The organism is Aeromonas sp. 75A (assembly GCF_051919425.1).
GTDB classification, from domain to species: Bacteria; Pseudomonadota; Gammaproteobacteria; order Enterobacterales; family Aeromonadaceae; genus Aeromonas; species Aeromonas veronii.
On record NZ_JBQBES010000002.1, the window covers coordinates 404,937 to 422,962 of the forward strand.

15 protein-coding genes and 1 riboswitch are annotated in these 18,026 nt (G+C 59.6%); of the genes, 6 read left to right on the top strand and 9 right to left on the bottom strand.

Features of this window, described 5'->3' with window-relative positions:
* Positions 1–14 precede the first annotated feature (14 nt).
* Positions 15–1,328, top strand: coding sequence for an isocitrate lyase (gene aceA, locus ACTG2T_RS01780; protein ID WP_005344572.1), 1,314 nt, complete (start codon positions 15–17; stop codon positions 1,326–1,328).
* A gap of 108 nt (positions 1,329–1,436) precedes the next feature.
* On the opposite strand, the gene hda is transcribed toward aceA, so the two are convergent.
* The 3 genes from hda to upp form a co-directional block, all read right to left on the bottom strand.
* Positions 1,437–2,138: a DnaA inactivator Hda gene (hda, locus tag ACTG2T_RS01785; RefSeq protein ID WP_021231044.1), complete on the bottom strand. Its 702-nt coding sequence runs from the start codon at positions 2,136–2,138 to the stop codon at positions 1,437–1,439.
* A gap of 102 nt (positions 2,139–2,240) precedes the next feature.
* Positions 2,241–3,260: a DUF2066 domain-containing protein gene (locus ACTG2T_RS01790; RefSeq protein ID WP_330125190.1), complete on the bottom strand. Its 1,020-nt coding sequence runs from the start codon at positions 3,258–3,260 to the stop codon at positions 2,241–2,243.
* Positions 3,261–3,409: 149 nt separating this feature from the next.
* Positions 3,410–4,036 (bottom strand): uracil phosphoribosyltransferase, encoded by a 627-nt coding sequence (gene upp, locus ACTG2T_RS01795; RefSeq protein ID WP_005334115.1) that lies wholly within the window; start codon positions 4,034–4,036, stop codon positions 3,410–3,412.
* A gap of 176 nt (positions 4,037–4,212) precedes the next feature.
* Here upp and purM point away from each other — a divergent pair, with 176 nt between their 5' ends.
* Positions 4,213–5,250, top strand: a complete 1,038-nt coding sequence (gene purM / locus ACTG2T_RS01800) for a phosphoribosylformylglycinamidine cyclo-ligase (protein WP_330125191.1) — start codon at positions 4,213–4,215, stop codon at positions 5,248–5,250.
* A complete protein-coding gene (gene purN / locus ACTG2T_RS01805) occupies positions 5,247–5,885 on the top strand; it encodes a phosphoribosylglycinamide formyltransferase (RefSeq protein ID WP_167558044.1) in 639 nt (212 codons plus the stop codon). The genes purM and purN overlap by 4 nt, the downstream gene beginning before the upstream one ends.
* 117 nt (positions 5,886–6,002) lie before the next feature.
* On the opposite strand, the gene ACTG2T_RS01810 is transcribed toward purN, so the two are convergent.
* The 5 genes from ACTG2T_RS01810 to ACTG2T_RS01830 all read right to left on the bottom strand — a co-directional run bounded on the left by ACTG2T_RS01810 (position 6,003) and on the right by ACTG2T_RS01830 (position 11,955).
* On the bottom strand, positions 6,003–6,764 hold the full coding sequence (locus tag ACTG2T_RS01810) for a Nif3-like dinuclear metal center hexameric protein (protein ID WP_136501269.1): 762 nt from the start codon (positions 6,762–6,764) through the stop codon (positions 6,003–6,005).
* A 141-nt stretch (positions 6,765–6,905) separates the two neighbouring features.
* A complete protein-coding gene (locus ACTG2T_RS01815; protein ID WP_110302912.1) occupies positions 6,906–8,249 on the bottom strand; it encodes a sigma-54-dependent transcriptional regulator in 1,344 nt (447 codons plus the stop codon).
* The gene (locus ACTG2T_RS01820; RefSeq protein WP_118853617.1) at positions 8,246–9,280 is read right to left on the bottom strand and encodes a sensor histidine kinase; all 1,035 of its coding nucleotides are present in this window, start codon (positions 9,278–9,280) and stop codon (positions 8,246–8,248) included. Before ACTG2T_RS01820 ends, ACTG2T_RS01815 begins: the two co-directional genes overlap by 4 nt.
* Positions 9,281–9,386: 106 nt before the next feature.
* Positions 9,387–10,808: a sigma-54 dependent transcriptional regulator gene (locus ACTG2T_RS01825; protein ID WP_330125192.1), complete on the bottom strand. Its 1,422-nt coding sequence runs from the start codon at positions 10,806–10,808 to the stop codon at positions 9,387–9,389.
* 268 nt (positions 10,809–11,076) lie between these two features.
* Positions 11,077–11,955, bottom strand: a complete 879-nt coding sequence (locus tag ACTG2T_RS01830; protein WP_330125193.1) for a DUF2726 domain-containing protein — start codon at positions 11,953–11,955, stop codon at positions 11,077–11,079.
* A 196-nt stretch (positions 11,956–12,151) separates the two neighbouring features.
* On the opposite strand from ACTG2T_RS01830, the gene ACTG2T_RS01835 reads away from it, so the two are divergent.
* The 3 genes from ACTG2T_RS01835 to ppx all read left to right on the top strand — a co-directional run bounded on the left by ACTG2T_RS01835 (position 12,152) and on the right by ppx (position 16,291).
* A complete protein-coding gene (locus ACTG2T_RS01835; RefSeq protein WP_330125194.1) occupies positions 12,152–12,667 on the top strand; it encodes a glycine cleavage system protein R in 516 nt (171 codons plus the stop codon).
* 74 nt (positions 12,668–12,741) lie between these two features.
* Positions 12,742–14,811, top strand: a complete 2,070-nt coding sequence (gene ppk1 / locus ACTG2T_RS01840; protein WP_005350671.1) for a polyphosphate kinase 1 — start codon at positions 12,742–12,744, stop codon at positions 14,809–14,811.
* Positions 14,801–16,291 (top strand): exopolyphosphatase, encoded by a 1,491-nt coding sequence (gene ppx / locus ACTG2T_RS01845; RefSeq protein ID WP_110302910.1) that lies wholly within the window; start codon positions 14,801–14,803, stop codon positions 16,289–16,291. Before ppk1 ends, ppx begins: the two co-directional genes overlap by 11 nt.
* Before the next feature lie 60 nt (positions 16,292–16,351).
* Here the strand turns inward: ppx and mgtE are convergent, their stop codons facing one another.
* A complete protein-coding gene (gene mgtE / locus ACTG2T_RS01850) occupies positions 16,352–17,695 on the bottom strand; it encodes a magnesium transporter (protein WP_139730539.1) in 1,344 nt (447 codons plus the stop codon).
* A 122-nt stretch (positions 17,696–17,817) separates the two neighbouring features.
* A riboswitch (M-box (ykoK) riboswitch) is annotated at positions 17,818–17,987 on the bottom strand.
* Positions 17,988–18,026 lie beyond the last annotated feature (39 nt).

Sequence of the window (18,026 nt, forward strand, 5' to 3'; positions counted from 1 at the left end):
AAGAGGGAACTGATATGGCACTGACCCGTGAGCAACAGATCCAGGCTATCGAGAAAGACTGGGCGGAAAACCCCCGCTGGAAAGGGATCAAGCGCGGCTACAGCGCCGAAGACGTGGTGAATCTGCGCGGCAGCTTGCAGCCGGTACACACTCTGGCCCAGCGTGGTGCCGACAAGCTGTGGGGTCTGATCCACGGCGACGCCAAGAAAGGCTATGTCAACTGCCTCGGCGCCCTGACCGGTGGTCAGGCAGTACAGCAAGCCAAGGCGGGGATCGAGGCGATCTACCTCTCCGGCTGGCAGGTGGCGGCGGACAACAACTTGTCCTCCACCATGTATCCGGATCAGTCCCTCTACCCGGCCAACTCCGTACCATCCGTGGTGGAGCGCATCAACAACTCCTTCGCCCGTGCCGACCAGATCCAGTGGGCCAACAAGGTAGGGCCGCAGGATGAGGGCTTTATCGACTACTTCCTGCCGATCGTGGCGGATGCGGAGGCCGGTTTCGGCGGTGTGCTTAACGCCTTCGAACTGATGAAAGGAATGATTGAAGCGGGCGCCGCTGGCGTGCACTTTGAAGATCAGCTGGCATCAGTGAAAAAATGCGGCCACATGGGCGGCAAGGTGCTGGTACCGACTCAGGAAGCGGTGCAGAAGCTGGTTGCCGCTCGTCTGGCAGCCGATGTATGCGGCACCACCACCCTGGTGATCGCCCGTACCGATGCCAACGCCGCTGACCTGCTGACCACCGACGCCGACCCGTACGATGCAGACTTCCTGACTGGCGAGCGCACAGCCGAAGGGTTCTACAAGGTTCGTGCCGGTATCGATCAGGCCATCGCTCGCGGTCTGGCTTACGCCCCCTACGCTGACATGGTGTGGTGTGAAACCGCCAAGCCGGATCTGGACGAAGCGCGCAAGTTTGCCGAAGCGATCAAGGCCAAGTTCCCGGATCGCATCCTGGCCTACAACTGCTCACCGAGCTTCAACTGGAAGAAAAATCTGGACGATGCCACCATCGCCCGCTTCCAGCAGGAGCTCTCCGACATGGGCTACAAGTATCAGTTCATCACCCTCGCGGGTATCCACAACATGTGGTTCCACATGTACGAACTGGCCTACCAGTACGCCCGTGGCGAAGGGATGAAGCACTACGTTGAGATGGTGCAGGAGCCGGAATTTGCCGCCGCCAGCCGTGGCTACACCTTCGTGGCACACCAGCAGGAGGTTGGTACCGGTTACTTCGACAAGGTGACCACCGTCATTCAGGGTGGCCAATCCTCGGTCACCGCCCTGACCGGCTCCACCGAAGAAGATCAGTTCCACTAAGCTAAGAGAGCTGCCTTGAAATAGCAAAACCCCGGCCTGAAGCCGGGGTTTCTTTTTATCTGTAATTCAAACGAAAGTCAGGCGCACAACCGCACACAGTCGAGAGGGTCAGAGCTCGAGGATCTCTTTGACAAAGGGAATGGTCAGCTTGCGCTTGGCGCGAAATGAGGCGTTGTCGAGCTGATTGAGAGTGGTAAGCAGAGTGCGCATATCGCGGGAGAGTCGGTTGAGCAGGAAGCGGCCCACATCGATGGGCAGTTTGAAGCCCCGCAGCTCGGCACGCAGCTGCAGGGCACTGAGCTTGCCTTCGTCATCCAGCTCTTCGAGATGGAAACTCACCCCCCAGTCAAGGCGCGAGGCGAGATCCGGCAGTTGTAGCCCCAGTTTGCGCGGTGCGCTGCAGCCGGTGACCACCAGCGTCCCCTCCCCCTTCTCCTGCCAGCGATTGTAAAAGTCAAACAGCGCCCGCTCCCACACGGCATTGCCGGCGATCGCCTCAAGGCTGTCGAGACAGACCAGCGGCAGGCTTTCGAGGGCATCGAGCATGCTGGGATCGAGCTGTTCAAATTGATCGAGGGAGAGATAAGCGGCTGCGGCGTCGCGGGCATTGACCTCGGCACAGGTGGCGTGGAGCAGATGCGAGCGTCCGGATCCCTTGGCTCCCCAGAAATAGAGGAAAGGTGATCCCTGACCGATGGCCGCGTTTTTGAGGGCGGTGATCAGATGAGCATTGGTGCCGGGATAAAAACTGACGAAGGTTTCATCATCCGGTAGTTGTACGGCTAAAGACAGTTGGGCCGGTTGCTTCACTCGTTGGGCTTTGACTGTGACATTTGTGGCTAAGTGTATCATCGCAAAGGCAGATAGAGAACCGCCCGGGCAAGCCGGGCGGTCTACAAAAGCCTTATAAAATCAGGGCTGCGACCATTGGTAACGCAAACCGCTGCCATTATCGTCAACCTTGCGCAAACGACTCTCAAGCTGCAGCGCCCGTACCAGCTCGCCCTGATCTCCTTGCAGGGTGAAGTTGAAGGTAACCTGGTCCCCCTCCAGCTTGCCGATCGCCACCTTGCTGACGTTTGCCATCCCCTGCAGCATCTTCTGCACGGCAATCATGCTGTCCACTTCGGAGAGGCCATCCACCACCAGGGTCTGGCTGGTTGCCGGACCCGAAATGCGGGCACCGTAGTTTTTCACCAGCCAGGCCGCCAGGCTATCAGCAAACCCTTGCGCCAGTTCGGCCTGAGTGCCGGTGCTATTGCCACGGGTCAGCTCGGCCACTTCACCGGCCGCTTTGGGGCCGTAGAGTCCCCAATCGATGCTCCACTTGTCACCTTCCGGTGTCAGCTTGCCCAGCACCACCATCTCGGCGCCATAGCGCTGGCTTGCCTGCAAAATCGGGTCGGCAAAGCGTCCCCAGACGTCGGTGGCACTGACCGCCATGTTGTCATCGAGATCCATCAGCGGAATGCTGATGGGCAGCCCCAGCGTCTGGGCCTGCTCGCGCAAGGCTTGCGCCCAACCATCGCTGGATTGATCCGCCAGCAAGCGACGCTCACCCTGATCCACCACCAGCCAGATGGCCATCTGGGGACGCGCCGGGCCAAGCAGGGCAAACTGGCTCTCGGAGACCAGGCTGTTGACCTTGTCACTCTTGAACTCGGCTTTCAGATACTTGACGGAGTCCTGATCCTGATAGCCATAGCTTTTGACATAGTCGCCCGGGGCCGCCAGCGCCTTGACCACCACAGGTTGGGTGAGGATGTCGCGCTTGCCGGTCACCTTGATCAGCACCTGACCCAGTGCCTGCCCTTGAGCGGCCACCATGTCGCCACTGGTCGGGGCCTTGCCCTGATAGAGGTCGGTCACCTGAGCGGCCGAAGCCATAAATGACAAGCCGCAGCAGAAGGCGGTCACAACACGTTTGAACATGAACAGAGTCTCGAAATGGGAGAGTGTGCTTATGGTAGCGGCAAGGCGCATCCTGCGGCAAGGCTGGCACAAGCGGCCACAAACAGCAGAGCCGGCGATGCGCCGGCTCCGATCACCCCTTCCACATGGGAAGCAGGTCAAGGCATAACTTATTTGGTACCGAAGATCTTGTCGCCTGCATCGCCCAGACCCGGCACGATGTAGCCTTTCTCGTTCAGCCCCTGGTCGACAGAAGCGCAATAGAGCTCTACGTCAGGGTGAGCCGCTTCCAGCGCCTTGATCCCTTCCGGCGCGGCAACCAGTACCAGCACCTTGATGGATTGGCAGCCTTTCTTCTTCAGCAGATCGATTGTGGCGATCATGGAGCCGCCGGTGGCCAGCATCGGATCGATGACCAGCGCCAGACGCTCTTCGATGTTGCTGACGATCTTTTCGAAATAGGGAACCGGTTGCAGGGTCTCTTCATCGCGGTAGATACCGACCACGCTGACGCGGGCACTCGGCATGTGCTCCAGCACGCCATCCATCATGCCAAGGCCGGCACGCAGGATGGGTACGACGGTTACCTTCTTGCCCTTGATCTGGTCAACTTCTACTGGCCCATTCCAGCCATCGATGATAACCTTCTCGGTTTCGAAGTCAGAGGTCGCTTCATAGGTCAACAAACTGCCCACTTCTTTGGCCAGTTCACGGAAACGCTTGGTGCTGATATCGCCTTCACGCATCAGACCGATCTTGTGTTTGACCAGGGGGTGTTTGACTTCAACGACTTTCATTATTATCTCCTCTAACCTGCCGCAAAAAAATCGCGGAATCATACAACAAAAGCCACCGTTTGTAGAGCATTTCCGCGCAAAAACGCGCAAACGATTTCCTTTCTGGTTTTTCACCGCCACTGTTAGAATACGCCCCGAATTTTACCCTCCACTTCTTTACATGACGGGGAATACTCGTGACTGACAAAACCTCACTGAGCTACAAGGATGCTGGCGTAGATATCGATGCCGGCAATGCACTGGTTGAACGTATCAAGGGCGTGTCAAAGCGCACTCGTCGTCCTGAAGTCCTTGGTGGTCTTGGCGGCTTTGGGGCCTTGTGTCAAATCCCTGCGGGCTACAAGGAGCCGGTACTGGTCTCCGGTACCGATGGTGTGGGCACCAAGCTGCGGCTGGCCATCGACCTGAAGAAGCACGACACCGTGGGCATCGATTTGGTGGCCATGTGCGTCAATGACCTGATCGTACAGGGCGCCGAGCCGCTGTTCTTCCTCGACTACTATGCGACCGGCAAGCTGGACGTGGACACCGCGGCCGCGGTGGTCACCGGGATCGGTGACGGTTGCGAGCAGTCAGGCTGTGCCCTGGTGGGCGGCGAGACCGCCGAGATGCCGGGTATGTATGAAGGGGAAGACTACGACATCGCCGGTTTCTGCGTCGGTGTGGTGGAGAAGAGCGAAATCATCGACGGCAGCAAGGTCGGTGAAGGGGATGCCCTGATCGCGCTGGCCGCCAGCGGCCCTCACTCCAACGGCTTCTCCCTGATCCGTAAAATTCTGGAAGTCTCCAAAGCCGACGTGCATCAGCCGCTGGGTGACACCACCCTGGCCAACGCCCTGCTGGAGCCGACCCGCATCTATGTGAAACCTGTGCTCAAGCTCATCAAGGAGTGCGAGATCCACGCCCTCTCCCACATCACCGGCGGTGGCTTCTGGGAGAACATCCCCCGCGTATTGCCTGCCAATACTCAAGCGGTGATCGACGAACAGAGCTGGCAGTGGCCGGCGGTGTTCAGCTGGCTGCAGCAGGCTGGCAACGTCACCCTTCACGAGATGTATCGCACCTTCAACTGCGGCGTCGGCATGATCATCGCCCTGCCCGCCAACCAGCTGGAGAAGGCGCTGACCCTGCTCAAGGCGGAAGGTGAGAACGCATGGCACATCGGTCATATCGCCAAGGCAGCAGACGGTGAGGAGCAGGTCGTCATCAAATGATGCGGATCCTCGTCCTAATCTCCGGCAGCGGCAGCAACCTGCAGGCGATCCTCGACCACTGCGCCAGCGGCAAGATCGCCGGTGAGGTGGTCGGCGTTATCAGCAACAAGGCCGATGCCTATGGTCTGGTTCGTGCCAAAGAAGCAGGCGTGGCGACCGCCATTCTGGCCCAGCAGCAGTTTGCCAGCCGGGAGGAGTACGACGCCGCCCTGCTGGCGCTGATGGCAGACTATCAGCCAGACTTGGTAGTGCTGGCAGGGTTTATGCGGATATTGAGCGGCGATCTGGTGCGCCATTTCGCCGGCAGAATGATCAATATCCACCCCTCCCTGCTGCCCAAGTATCAGGGCCTGCACACCCACCAGCGCGCCATAGATGCCGGTGACAGTGAACACGGCGCCAGTGTCCACTTTGTCACCGAAGAGCTGGACGGTGGCCCGGTTATCCTGCAGGCCCGCGTGCCCATCTTTGAAGGGGACACGGCGGACGAGGTGGCGGCACGGGTACAGGCGCAGGAGCACAGCATCTACCCGCTGGTGGTACGCTGGTTCTGCGAAGGCAGGCTGCAGATGGTGGACGGCGCTGTGCAACTGGATGGCGCCCTGCTGGGCCCCGCTGGCTACGCCTGCGAGTAACCGCCAACAACTGCATGTCAGAAACAACAAGGGAGGCTTAGGCCTCCCTTGTCATTTCTACCTACCACACGATGGCTTAGGTCAGGTCCGATTACGCCGCTACGCGGCCAAGCGACCCTACACCGGATTGTCGATATCGATAAAGGTAACATCCAACCCATGCACGGTCGCCAGCCACTCCCCCAGCGCCTTGACGCCGTAACGCTCGGTGGCGTGATGGCCCGCGGCGTAGAAGTGCATCCCCATCTCGCGGGCGGTGTGAATGGTCTGCTCTGAGGCTTCACCGGAGATAAAGGCATCGATGCCCTGCTCCGCCGCCAGATTGATGTAGCTCTGACCGCCGCCGGTGCACCAGGCCACGGAACGGATAAGCTCGGGGCCGGTATCGCCACAATAGAGTGGTTCACGGCCAAGGCGCTCGGCAATCAGCTTGGCAAAGTCGGCACCGCTCATCGGCTCTTCCAGCTTGCCCACCATGGCGACACTCTTGCTGTTCCACGGCTCCAGACCGCGACGCACCTTGATGTCGAGCAGCTTGGCGACCTGAGCGTTGTTACCCACCTCAGGATGGACATCCAGCGGCAAATGGTAGGCAAACAGGTTGATATCGTGGGTCAGCAGGGTCTTGAGCCGACGCTGCTTCATGCCGGTGATCTGGGCCGGTTCACCGCTCCAGAAGTAGCCGTGATGGACCAGAATGGCATCGGCCTCGGCAGCCACCGCCGCGTCGATAAGCGCCTGACTGGCGGTGACACCGGTCACTACCTTGCGAATACGCTCACGCCCCTCCACTTGCAAGCCGTTGGGGCAGTAATCCTTGATGGCGTGCGGTTCGAGCAGATGGTTCAGTACGGTTTCGAGTTTTCGATGAGAGATCATAGGGGTCCCTTATTAAGGCTCGGTCCCCTGCTTTACCAATAAAAACAGGGCCCAGGCTCAAAGCGCCAAGGGCCCCATGATAATCGAGCCGGGCCGTCAAGACCATGACAGCCCCCACACAGTGCGGTTTCCCTCCCGGCCTCAGGCTGGCAGATCGATCCCCGCCTCCCGCATCTGGGCCAGCTTGTAGCGCAGGGTGCGCGGGCTGATGCCGAGTCGGTCGGCCACCGCCTTGCGGCTGCCGTTACAATCTTGCAGGGTGTCGAGGATGATCTGGTGCTCCTGCTGCTTGAGCTCGCTGCCGAGGCGATCGCCGCCATAGCTGCGCTCCACGCTGACAAACTCCATCTCCTGCTCGTCCAGCTCCTCCAGAATGAGGTGGTCACAATCAATGACCCCGTCCGGGCTGAGGATCAGGGCGCGCTGTACCACGTTGTCCAGCTCCCGCACATTGCCGGGCCAGGGGTGGGCCAGCAGCCGATCCCGCGAGGCATCCGTCAACTGTGGTGTCGGTAACCCCTGCTGACTGGCATGAAGCGCCAGCAGGTGCTCCGCCAGCGGCAGAATGTCGCCGGGCCGCTCGCACAGGGCAGACCAGCGCAGCGGAAAGACGTTGAGGCGATAGTAGAGATCTTCGCGGAACAGGCCATCCTGCACCGCTTTTTTCAAATCCCGGTTGCTGGTGGCGATGACCCGCACATCCAGCGGGATCATCTTGCGACTGCCGAGCCGCTCCACCTCTTTCTCCTGCAACACCCGCAGCAATTTGGCTTGCAGCCCCTGATCCATCTCGGTGATCTCGTCAAGCAGCAGGGTGCCTCCCTGCGCCTGTTCGAACTTGCCCGGGCACCCCTGTACCGCACCGGTGAAAGCCCCCTTCTCGTAGCCAAACAGGGTCGCCTCCAGCATGTTTTCCGGAATGGCGGCGCAGTTGATGGCGACGAAAGGCTGCTCGGCGCGGCTGGAGTTGTCGTGAATGTAACGGGCCAGCACCTCTTTACCCGTCCCGCTCGGGCCGGTCACCATCACAGTCGCTTCGCTTCTGGCCACCCGGGTCGCCAGCTGGAACAGCTCGGCGGTCTTGGGATCCCCGTAGACCACGGCGCGCTTCTCCACCTTCTGGGCGGGCACGTAGCGGCTGACCTGATTGAGCAGCACCTCCGGCGAAAACGGCTTGGCCAGATAGTCGATGGCCCCTTCGCGCATGGCACGCACCGCGCCATCGATGTTGGCGTAGGCGGTCATCAGCAGCACAGGTATCTGCGGATATTGCTGGCGGATGGTGGCCAGCAAGGTGAGACCGTCCATCCCCCCCATCTGGATATCGGAGATCACCATGTCAAATGGCTGACGGGAGAGGGCCAGCAGAGCCCGCTCGCCGCTGTCCGCTTCACGGCACTCATAACCGCCGAGCAACAAGGTATCCACCAGCGCTTCGCGCAGGCCATTGTCATCTTCAACTACCAGGATCCTGGCCTGTGTCATGCTACACCTCCAAGCTGCACCGTTTGCTGGTGCAGGGGGAACGACAGAGTAAAGCAGGTGCCCTCACCGGGAACCGAGGCCACACCGACCTCCCCCTGATGGGCACGCACTACAGATTGCACCACCGCCAGCCCGAGACCTGTGCCTTGGGAGCGAGTGGTAAAGAAGGGTTCGAATACCTGACCGAGCTGATGGGAAGGAATCCCCTTGCCATTATCGATGACGCGCATCTCCACCCGGGCACCGCTGCGCACCGCGCTGACCAAGAGTGAGGTGGCCCCTGCCTGCTGGGCATTGGCAATCAGGTTGTTGATGGCCCCCGCCAGCGCACTGCTGTTGGCCAGCAGACAGAGATCTGGCTCCGGCGCCTCCATGTGCAGCTCGCAGCCCTGCTGCTGGCAGAAGGCCTCGGCACCAGCCTGCACTTCGGCCAGCAGCCCTTGTACCGAGATGGGGGTGACCACCTGATTGTCGCCATTGCGGGCGAACAGCAGGATGTCGTTGATCTGCTTTTCCAGATCCTGCAAACGGGCCATCAGCTTTTGCTGAAACTGAGTACGAGATTCCGGCTTGAGAGTGCGGTTGGCCAGATTGGCGGCATAGAGCATGGCGGCGGAGAGCGGCGTGCGGATCTGGTGGGCGAGCGAGGCCGCCATATTGCCCAGCGCCGACAGCCGCTTCATGTGGTTGATGCGGTCTTGCAGTTTACGGGTTTCGGTCAGGTCATTGATAAAAACCAGCTGGCCGGGCTGATCCGGCAGCGGTTGGGTCGAGAGCTGGACCCGGCGCCCGTCACGCAGGGAGATCTCGTGACCATCATCCTCGCGCGGCTCGAAGCAGCGGGCAATGATGTGACGCCAGAGCTCCCCTTCCAACGGCTCCCCCAGCAGGGAGATGGCCGCCGGATTCGCGCGGGTGACCACCCCTGCCCCGTCAAGCAGCAACACCCCGGTGGGGAGCGCCTTGAAGATGGCATAGAGCTGGCTCACTTCGTGGGACTGGAGTGGCATGTCCTGCTGCTGGATTGTCATAAACCTGACCTCAAACTGGCTATTGGGTCAGGTTATTCAATTTCCATGCCACTAAATTATATGAATTAAAACAATGAATTGTGCATTAGCGTCAAGGCTTTGACCCTCAGACGTCCTTGCTCATCCCGTACTTTTTCATCTTCTCCACCAAAGTGGTACGGCGCATACCGAGCAGATCGGCGGCGCGGGCCACCACACCGTCCTGAGACTCCAGCGCCTGACGGATCAGCTCCACTTCAAGGTCGGCCAGCATCTCTTTGAGGTTGACCCCCTCCTCCGGCAACTGCATGGTGCGGGCCGAAGCGAGGGAGTGCTCCAGCTCGGGCGGGTCCTGAAACACCGCCGCCAGCGCATCCCGTTCATCCATCTCGGTCAGCCGCTCATCCCGCGGCTCGCTCGGCAGCAGGCGATAACGGCTCGGCAGATCGGCCACATCGACGATCTGGTGCGGGTAGAGGATCAGCAGCCGCTCCAGCAGGTTGGAGAGCTCGCGTACGTTGCCGGGCCAGGGGTACTGCATCAGCGACTCCAGCGCACGCTGGGTCAACCGGATAAAGCCATGGTGCTGCTCGGCATGGCGGTTGAGCAGCTCCTGCAGCAGCAGCGGGATGTCATCGATGCGATCCCGCAGCGGCGGCGTCTCTATGGGGAAGACGTTGAGGCGGTAGTAGAGATCTTCGCGGAAACCCTGAGTGCGGATCATCGCCTCCAGATCCCGGTGGGTCGCCGCGATGATGCGCACATCGGCCTGAATGGGCTTGCCGCCACCGACCCTGTCGAACAGCCGCTCCTGCAATACCCGCAGCAGTTTGACCTGCATCGGCATCGGCATGTCGCCGATCTCGTCGAGGAACAGAGTGCCCCCCTGCGCCAGCTCGAAGCGACCGCGACGAGCCGCGATGGCGCCGGTAAACGCCCCCTTCTCGTGGCCAAACAGTTCGCTCTCCAGCAATTCGGCCGGAATAGCGCCGCAGTTGATGGGCACGAAGGGGCCATTGCTGCGGGAAGAGAGTTCGTGGATAGCGCGAGCCACCACCTCTTTACCGGTGCCGGACTCGCCGAGGATCAGCACGTTGGCATCGGTCTCGGCCACCTGGCTGATAAGGCGGCGTACCTCCTGGATCCCCTTCCCTTTGCCCACCAGCAAACGCAGCAGGGCCTGCCCCTTGTCATGGGTCTGCTGACGGGGATGCAAGGATACAAAGGCCTGACAGAAGTGCAGATGACGGGTAAGGGATTCATAGGTAAAGGGCGAGAGCGCGACCCCGATAAAGTTGCTGTTGGGCAGATCGGCCTCAACCAGCGAGAGGAAGGGGGTACGGGGGAAGGCAGCCAGCAGCTCTGACAAGGGACGGTCGGTCAGCTCACCCACCAGCACCCCTTGCAGCGGACCGGAGGATTCGATGGCCACATCCAGATCGCTTTGTGCCACCTCCTGCCACGGGATCCCCATAAACGAGAGCACGGTTCCCAACTGTTGGCGCCGCTGCGCATCGGCATCAACAATCAACACGCCCATCTCCACCATATCCATTCCTCGCGATGTCCTGAACTAACTTATTGTTTTATTTAATGATAAAACAGCTACCGACTGTCTTTTTGCAGGCACACAAAGTGCCAAAATTCCGACACATTGTCAAAAATTGTCGTATTCAGGCTAAGTGTATCGACAGAAACGGGAGATTAGATAAATTTTGCCGAGGAATTTTCTGCATTGGCGCCGTTAACAAACGCCGCCAATAGCGGAAAGAAAACTGCCCTCGTCAGAGGGCAGCATGGGACACGGTGAAGCGCATTCAGTGGCGATTATGGTGGTGCGGCGCCGCGTAACGGCACTCGGGAAAACGGCTGCAAGCCAGAAAGAGTCGACCGGCGTGGGGGCCTTTTTTCGCCTCCCGCTCCACCAGCGGCGCATCACAACGAGGGCAGTGGTGCACTTCATGCTCCTCGTCATCCTCTACATCGGTGAACAAGCCATCGACCAGCTCACCCTCACTCTGTGGCGTCTCCACCATCCCCTTGGCCTGGATGGCGGGCTCGTGAAATGGCGCGGGCGAGATCGCCTCTGCATGGGGAGTGCGGCCACGCATCCCGGCACCGACATCCACGCCGTCCAGCAACAGAGGGTTGAACGTCGGCTCGCGGCGCGCCCCGTGCGGCAGATCGTCGATCACCGGTTCGCTGGTTTTGACCAGCAGCGGCAGGATCTGTTCGCGCAGCTCTTCCACCAGATAGCTGGCACTTGCCGGGATCTGCAGCAACGGCAGACCGGCGCTGTCGCAGGCGGTTTTCAGAAAGAGATCCCGCGCCTTGCGCTTCTGATGGCGGTGGGAGCTGTCATCGAGTTCGATGGCACAGATAAAGGAGAGATCAGCGGGGTGGCAAAGCAGATAGTCGAAATGCTTGGCGCTGATCTTGTTGAAGTACTGCTGCCATTTGCTTTTGCCGATCCCGGCCTGTGGCGTCAGCACATCAGCCACCCGCACCTTGGCAAAGACCCGGGCCTTGTCACCCACCGCCAGATCCAGCACCCCGAGGAACGATCGTTCGGCGGGACTGAACAGGGTCTCCTGCATATCATAGGGCAGGCGCTTTTGCTGTCTGCCTCTGCTCCAGAAGATCGCCAGCACAAGCAGCGCCAGCAACAACAATCCCGATAGGACAAGGGTATTCATGAGAGCACGATCCAGTTCACGACACGAAAGGGGAATTACTTTACCACAGCCGCCACGGAGCAAGGCAGCAGACCAGTGTATGGAAAGTGAAAAGTCCCGTCTTTTTATCTATTTGTCAGCAGGCGGGGGTTCATATGACCAGCCCCAGCAGGCACAATAGGGATAGAGCAAGAAATCCCATTTCAAGGAGAGCAGGATGCAAAAGCAATTGGTGGTCACCGTGATCGGTGCAGACAAACCCGGGATCGTCGAGAGTCTGGCAGCAGTCATCAGCCGCGAGCAGGGCAACTGGCTGGGCAGCGCCATGAGCGAACTGGCAGGCCAGTTTGCCGGTATCCTCCATGTCTCTGTCCCCGATGAGCGCTATCGCAGCCTGTGCGAAGCACTGGCCCTGCTACCGGGCCTGACCATCAGCTTTGCCGAAGGGACACCTACCGCCGAGCCAGCCCATCAAGTCATGATGACGGTGACCGGCAACGACCGCCCCGGCATCGTCCATGAAGTAGCCAGCATCCTGCGCCAGCTCGAGATCAACGTGGCCGATCTCACCACCGGCTGTGAACCGGCTCCCCACTCCGGCGCCCCGCTCTTCTATGCCCATGCACTGGTTGCCCTGCCCGACGGGCTCGCGATGGATACGCTTATCACTGCGCTGGAATCCCTCTCCGACGATCTGGTGGTAGACATCGACGAAGCGTTCAGCGAGCAGTAACAACACTGTCATTTATTTGTCATATATTAACGCCATAACTGCCGCGCAGACGCGACCTGAAACAGAGGCACAAGATGAGCACCGACAAGCAGTATGAAGAGAAAGAGCTGAGCTGGCTCTCATTCAATGAACGGGTGTTGCAAGAGGCAATGGACAAGACGGTGCCCCTTATCGAGCGGGTTCGTTTTCTGGGGATCTTCTCCTCCAATCAGGATGAGTTCTTCAAGGTACGGGTATCGGACGTCAAGCGTCGCATCCTCATCAATGAAGTACATGGTGGCGACGATGAAGCAAAAGTGCTGCTGCGCGCCATCCAGCAAAAAGTGATGGCCCTTGGCGAGGCATTCGACAACACCTATAAAGAGCTGTTGATTGCGCTCGCTCGCCACAACATCTTCCTGGTCAACGAGAACCAGCTCTCCGATGCCATTCAGAAGTGGCTGCGGGTCTTCTTCAAGGAGAAGGTGCTGCGCCACATCATCCCGATCCTGCTCAACAAAGAGGTCAATCCGGTCAAATTCCTCAAGGATGAGTACACCTATCTGGCCATCGAGATGAAGAAGAACGGTCAGGTGATCCAGTACGCCCTGGTGGAAGTGCCGACCGACGACCTGCCCCGCTTCTTCCAGCTGCCGCCGGAAGGGACCCGCCGCAAGAAGCAGATCATCATTCTGGATAACGTCATCCGCTTCTGCCTCGACGAGATCTTCAAAGGCTTCTTCGACTACGACGAGATTGCCGCCTATGCGGTGAAGCTGACCCGGGATGCCGAATATGATCTCTCCGACCAGCTGGACTTGAGCCTGGTGGACAAGATGAGTGACGGCTTGAAGCAGCGCCTCACCGCCATGCCGGTGCGCTTCGTCTACGAGCGGGAGATGCCCGCAGCCATGATCAGCTTCCTCAAGCTCAAGCTGCAGATCAGCTCCTACGACGCCATCATGCCGGGTGGACGCTATCACAACTTCAAGGATTTCATTGGCTTCCCCAACGTGGGCCGTGACTATCTGGAGAACCCCAAGCTGCCGGCCCTCGATTGCCGCGATTTTGACGGTTTCGTCAACGCCTTCGATGCGATTACCAAGCAGGATATCCTGCTCTACTACCCGTACCACAAGTTCCACCACTTCACCGAGCTGGTGCGCCAGGCGGCGTTCGATCCGGCGGTCAGCGCCATTCGCATCAACATTTATCGGGTCGCCAAGAAGTCGCGGATCATCCACTCCCTCATCGATGCTGCCAACAATGGCAAGAAGGTGACCGTGGTGGTCGAACTGCGCGCCCGTTTCGACGAAGCGGCCAACATCGACTGGGCCAACATCCTCACCGATGCCGGGGTCAAGGTGGTGTTCGGGGTACCGAGCCTCAAGATCCACTCCAAGCTCTGCCTCATCACCCGCCACGAAAATGGCGAGGCGGTGCGCTACGCCCATATCGGCACCGGCAACTTCAACGAGAAGACCGCCAAGATCTACACCGACTTCTCGCTGCTGACCCGCAATCCGGATATCACCGCCGAAGTGGAAGGGGTGTTTGAATACATCGAGTACCCCTATAAGCGATACAAATTCAACCACCTGCTGGTCTCCCCCATCAACAGCCGCCGTCAGCTCTATCGCCTCATCGACAACGAGCTCTCCAACGCCAAGGCGGGCCAGCCGAGCGGTATCATCCTCAAGATCAACAATCTGGTGGACAAGGATCTCATCAACCGCCTCTATGCCGCTGGTCAGGCCGGGGTGCCGATTCAGATGATCATCCGTGGCATGTGCGCCCTGCGTCCGGGTGTGCCAGGTCTCAGTGACAACATCAAGGTGATCAGCATCATCGACCGCTTCCTCGAGCACCCGCGGGTGATGGTGTTCCACAACAAGGGCAACCCCCAGCTCTATATCTCCAGCGCCGACTGGATGAGCCGCAATATCGACGGCCGTATTGAGGTGGGCACCCCCATTTATGATGAGCGCCTCAAGCAGCGCATCATGGACATTCTCGAACTACAACTGAGTGATACCTGCAAGGCGCGGGTCATTGATGCCGACCAGCAGAACGAATATGTGAAGCGGGGCAACCGCCGCAAGATCCGCTCTCAGGTGGCGATTTACGACTATCTCAAACGTATCGAGTCAAACAATGGACAATAGTCTCTATGCCGCCGTGGATCTCGGCTCCAACAGTTTTCACATGGTGATCGCCCATCTGAGCGAAGGGCGTTTTCGTATCGTCGATCGCATCAAGGAGCGCGTGCGGCTGGCGGAAGGGATGGATGAGCAGAAACGAATGAGCCCGGAGGCGATGGAACGCGGCCTCGCCTGTCTGTCACTCTTTGCCGAGCGGCTCACCAACATCAAACCGGATCAGATCCGCATCGCCGGTACCTACACATTGCGCCGCGCCAGCAACGCCCGCGAATTTGTGAGTGAAGCGGCCAAGGTGCTCAACCACCCCATCGAGATCATCAGCGGGCAGGAAGAAGCACGCCTCATCTATCAGGGGGTTGCCCATACCCAGCATATCGAGGGCCAGGTACTGGTGATCGATATCGGCGGCGGCAGCACCGAGCTCATCATCGGTGAAGGGTTTGAACACAAGGCCCTCACCAGCCGCAAGATGGGCTGCGTCAGCTTTACCCAGAGCTTCTTCGCCAGCGGCAAGCTGAGCGACAAGCACTTCACCAATGCCGTGCTGGAGGCGCAGCACCAGCTCGCCCCCATCGTCAACCAGTACCGCAAGCTGGGCTGGCAGAGCTGCCTTGGCAGCTCAGGTTCCATTCGTACGGTACGGGATGTACTGCAGGGTGAAGGGCTGACTGACGGCAGCATTACGCTGGAGGCGCTGGAGCGGCTCAAGGCGCTGATGATTGAGCGCAAGCGAGTCGATAACCTCAAGCTGACAGGGCTGACCGAGGAGCGCCAGGAGGTGTTTGCCGCTGCGGTCGCCATCCTGCTCGGGCTGTTTACCTCGCTGCCCATCGAGCGGCTCGACTACTCCGACGGTGCCCTGCGCGAAGGGTTGCTTTATGAATTCGAGGAGCGCTTGCAGCACCACGATATTCGCGAGCGTACCGCACAGGCGCTCGGCACCCACTACCGGATGGACCGCAAACAAGCCGCCCGGGTGGAGCAGAGCGTGCTGACGCTGTTCGATGCCTTGCAAGAGCCCTGGCAGATGGAGATAGAGCCCTATCGCGCCATCCTAGGCTGGGCGGCGCGGCTGCACGAAATTGGCCTTGCCATCAACTACAGCGGCATTCACCGCCACTCCGCCTATATCCTGCAACACACCGACCTGCCCGGCTTCAACCAGGACGATCAGGCCCTGCTGGCGGCGCTGGTACGCTTTCAGCGCAAGGGGCTCAAGCTCTCCGAGCTGCCGCCCCTGCCCAACCACGACATGCAGACGGTGCTGCGCTGCATCCGCATCCTGCGCCTCGCGGTCGCCGCTCATCACAAGCGCCAGGACGACCTGCTGCCTGAGTGGAAAGTCGCGGTACAAGGGGATCAGCTGGTCGTGACCCTGCCGATCGACTGGTGCGAAGAGAACCGTCTCCTGATGCAGAATCTGGAGAAGGAGCACCGCTACTGTCAGGAGCAGGGCTGGCCACTGTTGTTCCAGCTCGGCTAAACCGGAAAGATAAATACAAAAGGCAGCCCAATGGCTGCCTTTTTCATATCAATCTACCCGTTACTGCAACTCGGGCAACAACCACTTGGCCATCTCGAAGTAGATGATAAGGCCGGTACCATCCACCAGCGTCGCGATGAATGGCGCAGAGACCACCGCCGGATCGATGCGGAAACGGCGCAGCACCATGGGAATAATGGACGCGACCGTGGCACTCCAGAGCACGATAGCGATGATGGTAAAGGTCACCACCATGCCAATCTGGGGACCGACGCCAAGACTCCATGCCCGTACCCAGGCCGCCATGGCAATGGCACCCGAGATGAGCAGACCGGTGGAGAGCTCCTTTTTCAGCACGGTGCCGAGATTGCGCAGACTCACCTCCCCGACCGCCATGGCTCGTACTATGGTGGTGGTGATCTGGGTGCCGCTGTTACCACCAGTACCGATCAGGAGCGGAATGAAGAAAGCCAGCGCGATGGCCGCTTCCAGCTGCTCCTCGAATGCCCGCAGCACGGTGCCGGTATAGGCTTCCGCCACGAACAGTATAAGCAGCCAGCCCACCCGTTTGCGCCACAGCTGCCAGGGGGTCGCCTGCAAGTAAGGGGTATCGAGCGGTGATGATCCTCCCTGCATCTCGGCATCCTCGGTGGATTCGAGCTCCAGAATATCCGCCGCATCATCGACGTGGAAAATACCGACCAGTCGCCCCTGATCCTCGACCGGCAATACCGACAGGTCGCGGTCGATGAGCAGGCGCGCTGCCAGCTCCTGATCGGCTCGGGCATTGATCCGCACAGTCTCCCGATCCATCAGGGTCGCGACACTGGCCAGCGGGTCGGCGATCAGCAAGGTCTTGAGGGAGAGGCTTCCTTGCAGACGACCATCCCCGTTGACCACATAGATATGACGAAACAGCTGGGCATTATCCCAGGCATCGTGGATCAGCTGTTTGGCGTGACCGACCGTGTCCTCCTCCCGCACCGCCAGATATTCGTGGCGCATGTTGGCCCCCACCGACTCGGTGGGCCAATCCAGCAGGGAGTAATACATGGCCTGCGCCTGGGTCGGGAAGCGAGCCAGCAACATGGTGCGATCCTGACGACTCAGTTTGCGCAGGATAGCGACCATCTCGCGACGAGGAATGGCCTCCTGCAACACGCTGACGATGCTGCCATGGAGCCGCAGCAACAGGCGCCCGGCACTCTCGGCCGAGAGTGAGCCGAGCAGTTCGGCACCTTGCGGAATTGGCAGGGTATCAAAGATGCAGTTGAGCTCTTCCGGACGCAGGGTCAGCAGTTGATCGGCGCGCTGAACCGGATCCAGATTATGTTCCAGCCAACCCTGCAGGGCGGCCAGATCGAGCAGTTGGTGACGGTTAAGAATGGTATGTGTTTTCTTCATCACAGATATCCTCATGTGATTTCAGGCGAGCCTGAATGCCTCCGGAAATAGCCGGAGGCAACGACAAGAAAACAGCAATTTGATTGACGAGTAATAGGCAGGAAATGACGCCGTTCGGCGTGTCATCATCCCCACGTACCAGCTTTAGCACTGTATAACGTATCCGGCATGCCGGAAGCCACTTGGGTTTACACCTTAATCCGATGAAAACTGTCCTGATCTTGGGCGTCTCTGGACGTCGTGAGATCAGTGGCCTGTGTTTATACAGGAGCCTCGCCTAACGAGATGCTGCAAATAATTCGCACAACCCTCTGTTGTGCGGGCGGCATGA

Coding starts and splice junctions, on each gene's coding strand:
- mgtE (WP_139730539.1), bottom strand. CDS start 17,695: ATGAAGAAAACACATACCATTCTTAACCGTCACCAACTGCTCGATCTG.
- aceA (WP_005344572.1), top strand. CDS start 15: ATGGCACTGACCCGTGAGCAACAGATCCAGGCTATCGAGAAAGACTGG.
- ACTG2T_RS01835 (WP_330125194.1), top strand. CDS start 12,152: ATGCAAAAGCAATTGGTGGTCACCGTGATCGGTGCAGACAAACCCGGG.
- ACTG2T_RS01820 (WP_118853617.1), bottom strand. CDS start 9,280: ATGACAATCCAGCAGCAGGACATGCCACTCCAGTCCCACGAAGTGAGC.
- ppk1 (WP_005350671.1), top strand. CDS start 12,742: ATGAGCACCGACAAGCAGTATGAAGAGAAAGAGCTGAGCTGGCTCTCA.
- upp (WP_005334115.1), bottom strand. CDS start 4,036: ATGAAAGTCGTTGAAGTCAAACACCCCCTGGTCAAACACAAGATCGGT.
- ACTG2T_RS01830 (WP_330125193.1), bottom strand. CDS start 11,955: ATGAATACCCTTGTCCTATCGGGATTGTTGTTGCTGGCGCTGCTTGTG.
- ppx (WP_110302910.1), top strand. CDS start 14,801: ATGGACAATAGTCTCTATGCCGCCGTGGATCTCGGCTCCAACAGTTTT.
- ACTG2T_RS01815 (WP_110302912.1), bottom strand. CDS start 8,249: ATGACACAGGCCAGGATCCTGGTAGTTGAAGATGACAATGGCCTGCGC.
- ACTG2T_RS01825 (WP_330125192.1), bottom strand. CDS start 10,808: ATGGTGGAGATGGGCGTGTTGATTGTTGATGCCGATGCGCAGCGGCGC.
- purN (WP_167558044.1), top strand. CDS start 5,247: ATGATGCGGATCCTCGTCCTAATCTCCGGCAGCGGCAGCAACCTGCAG.
- ACTG2T_RS01810 (WP_136501269.1), bottom strand. CDS start 6,764: ATGATCTCTCATCGAAAACTCGAAACCGTACTGAACCATCTGCTCGAA.
- ACTG2T_RS01790 (WP_330125190.1), bottom strand. CDS start 3,260: ATGTTCAAACGTGTTGTGACCGCCTTCTGCTGCGGCTTGTCATTTATG.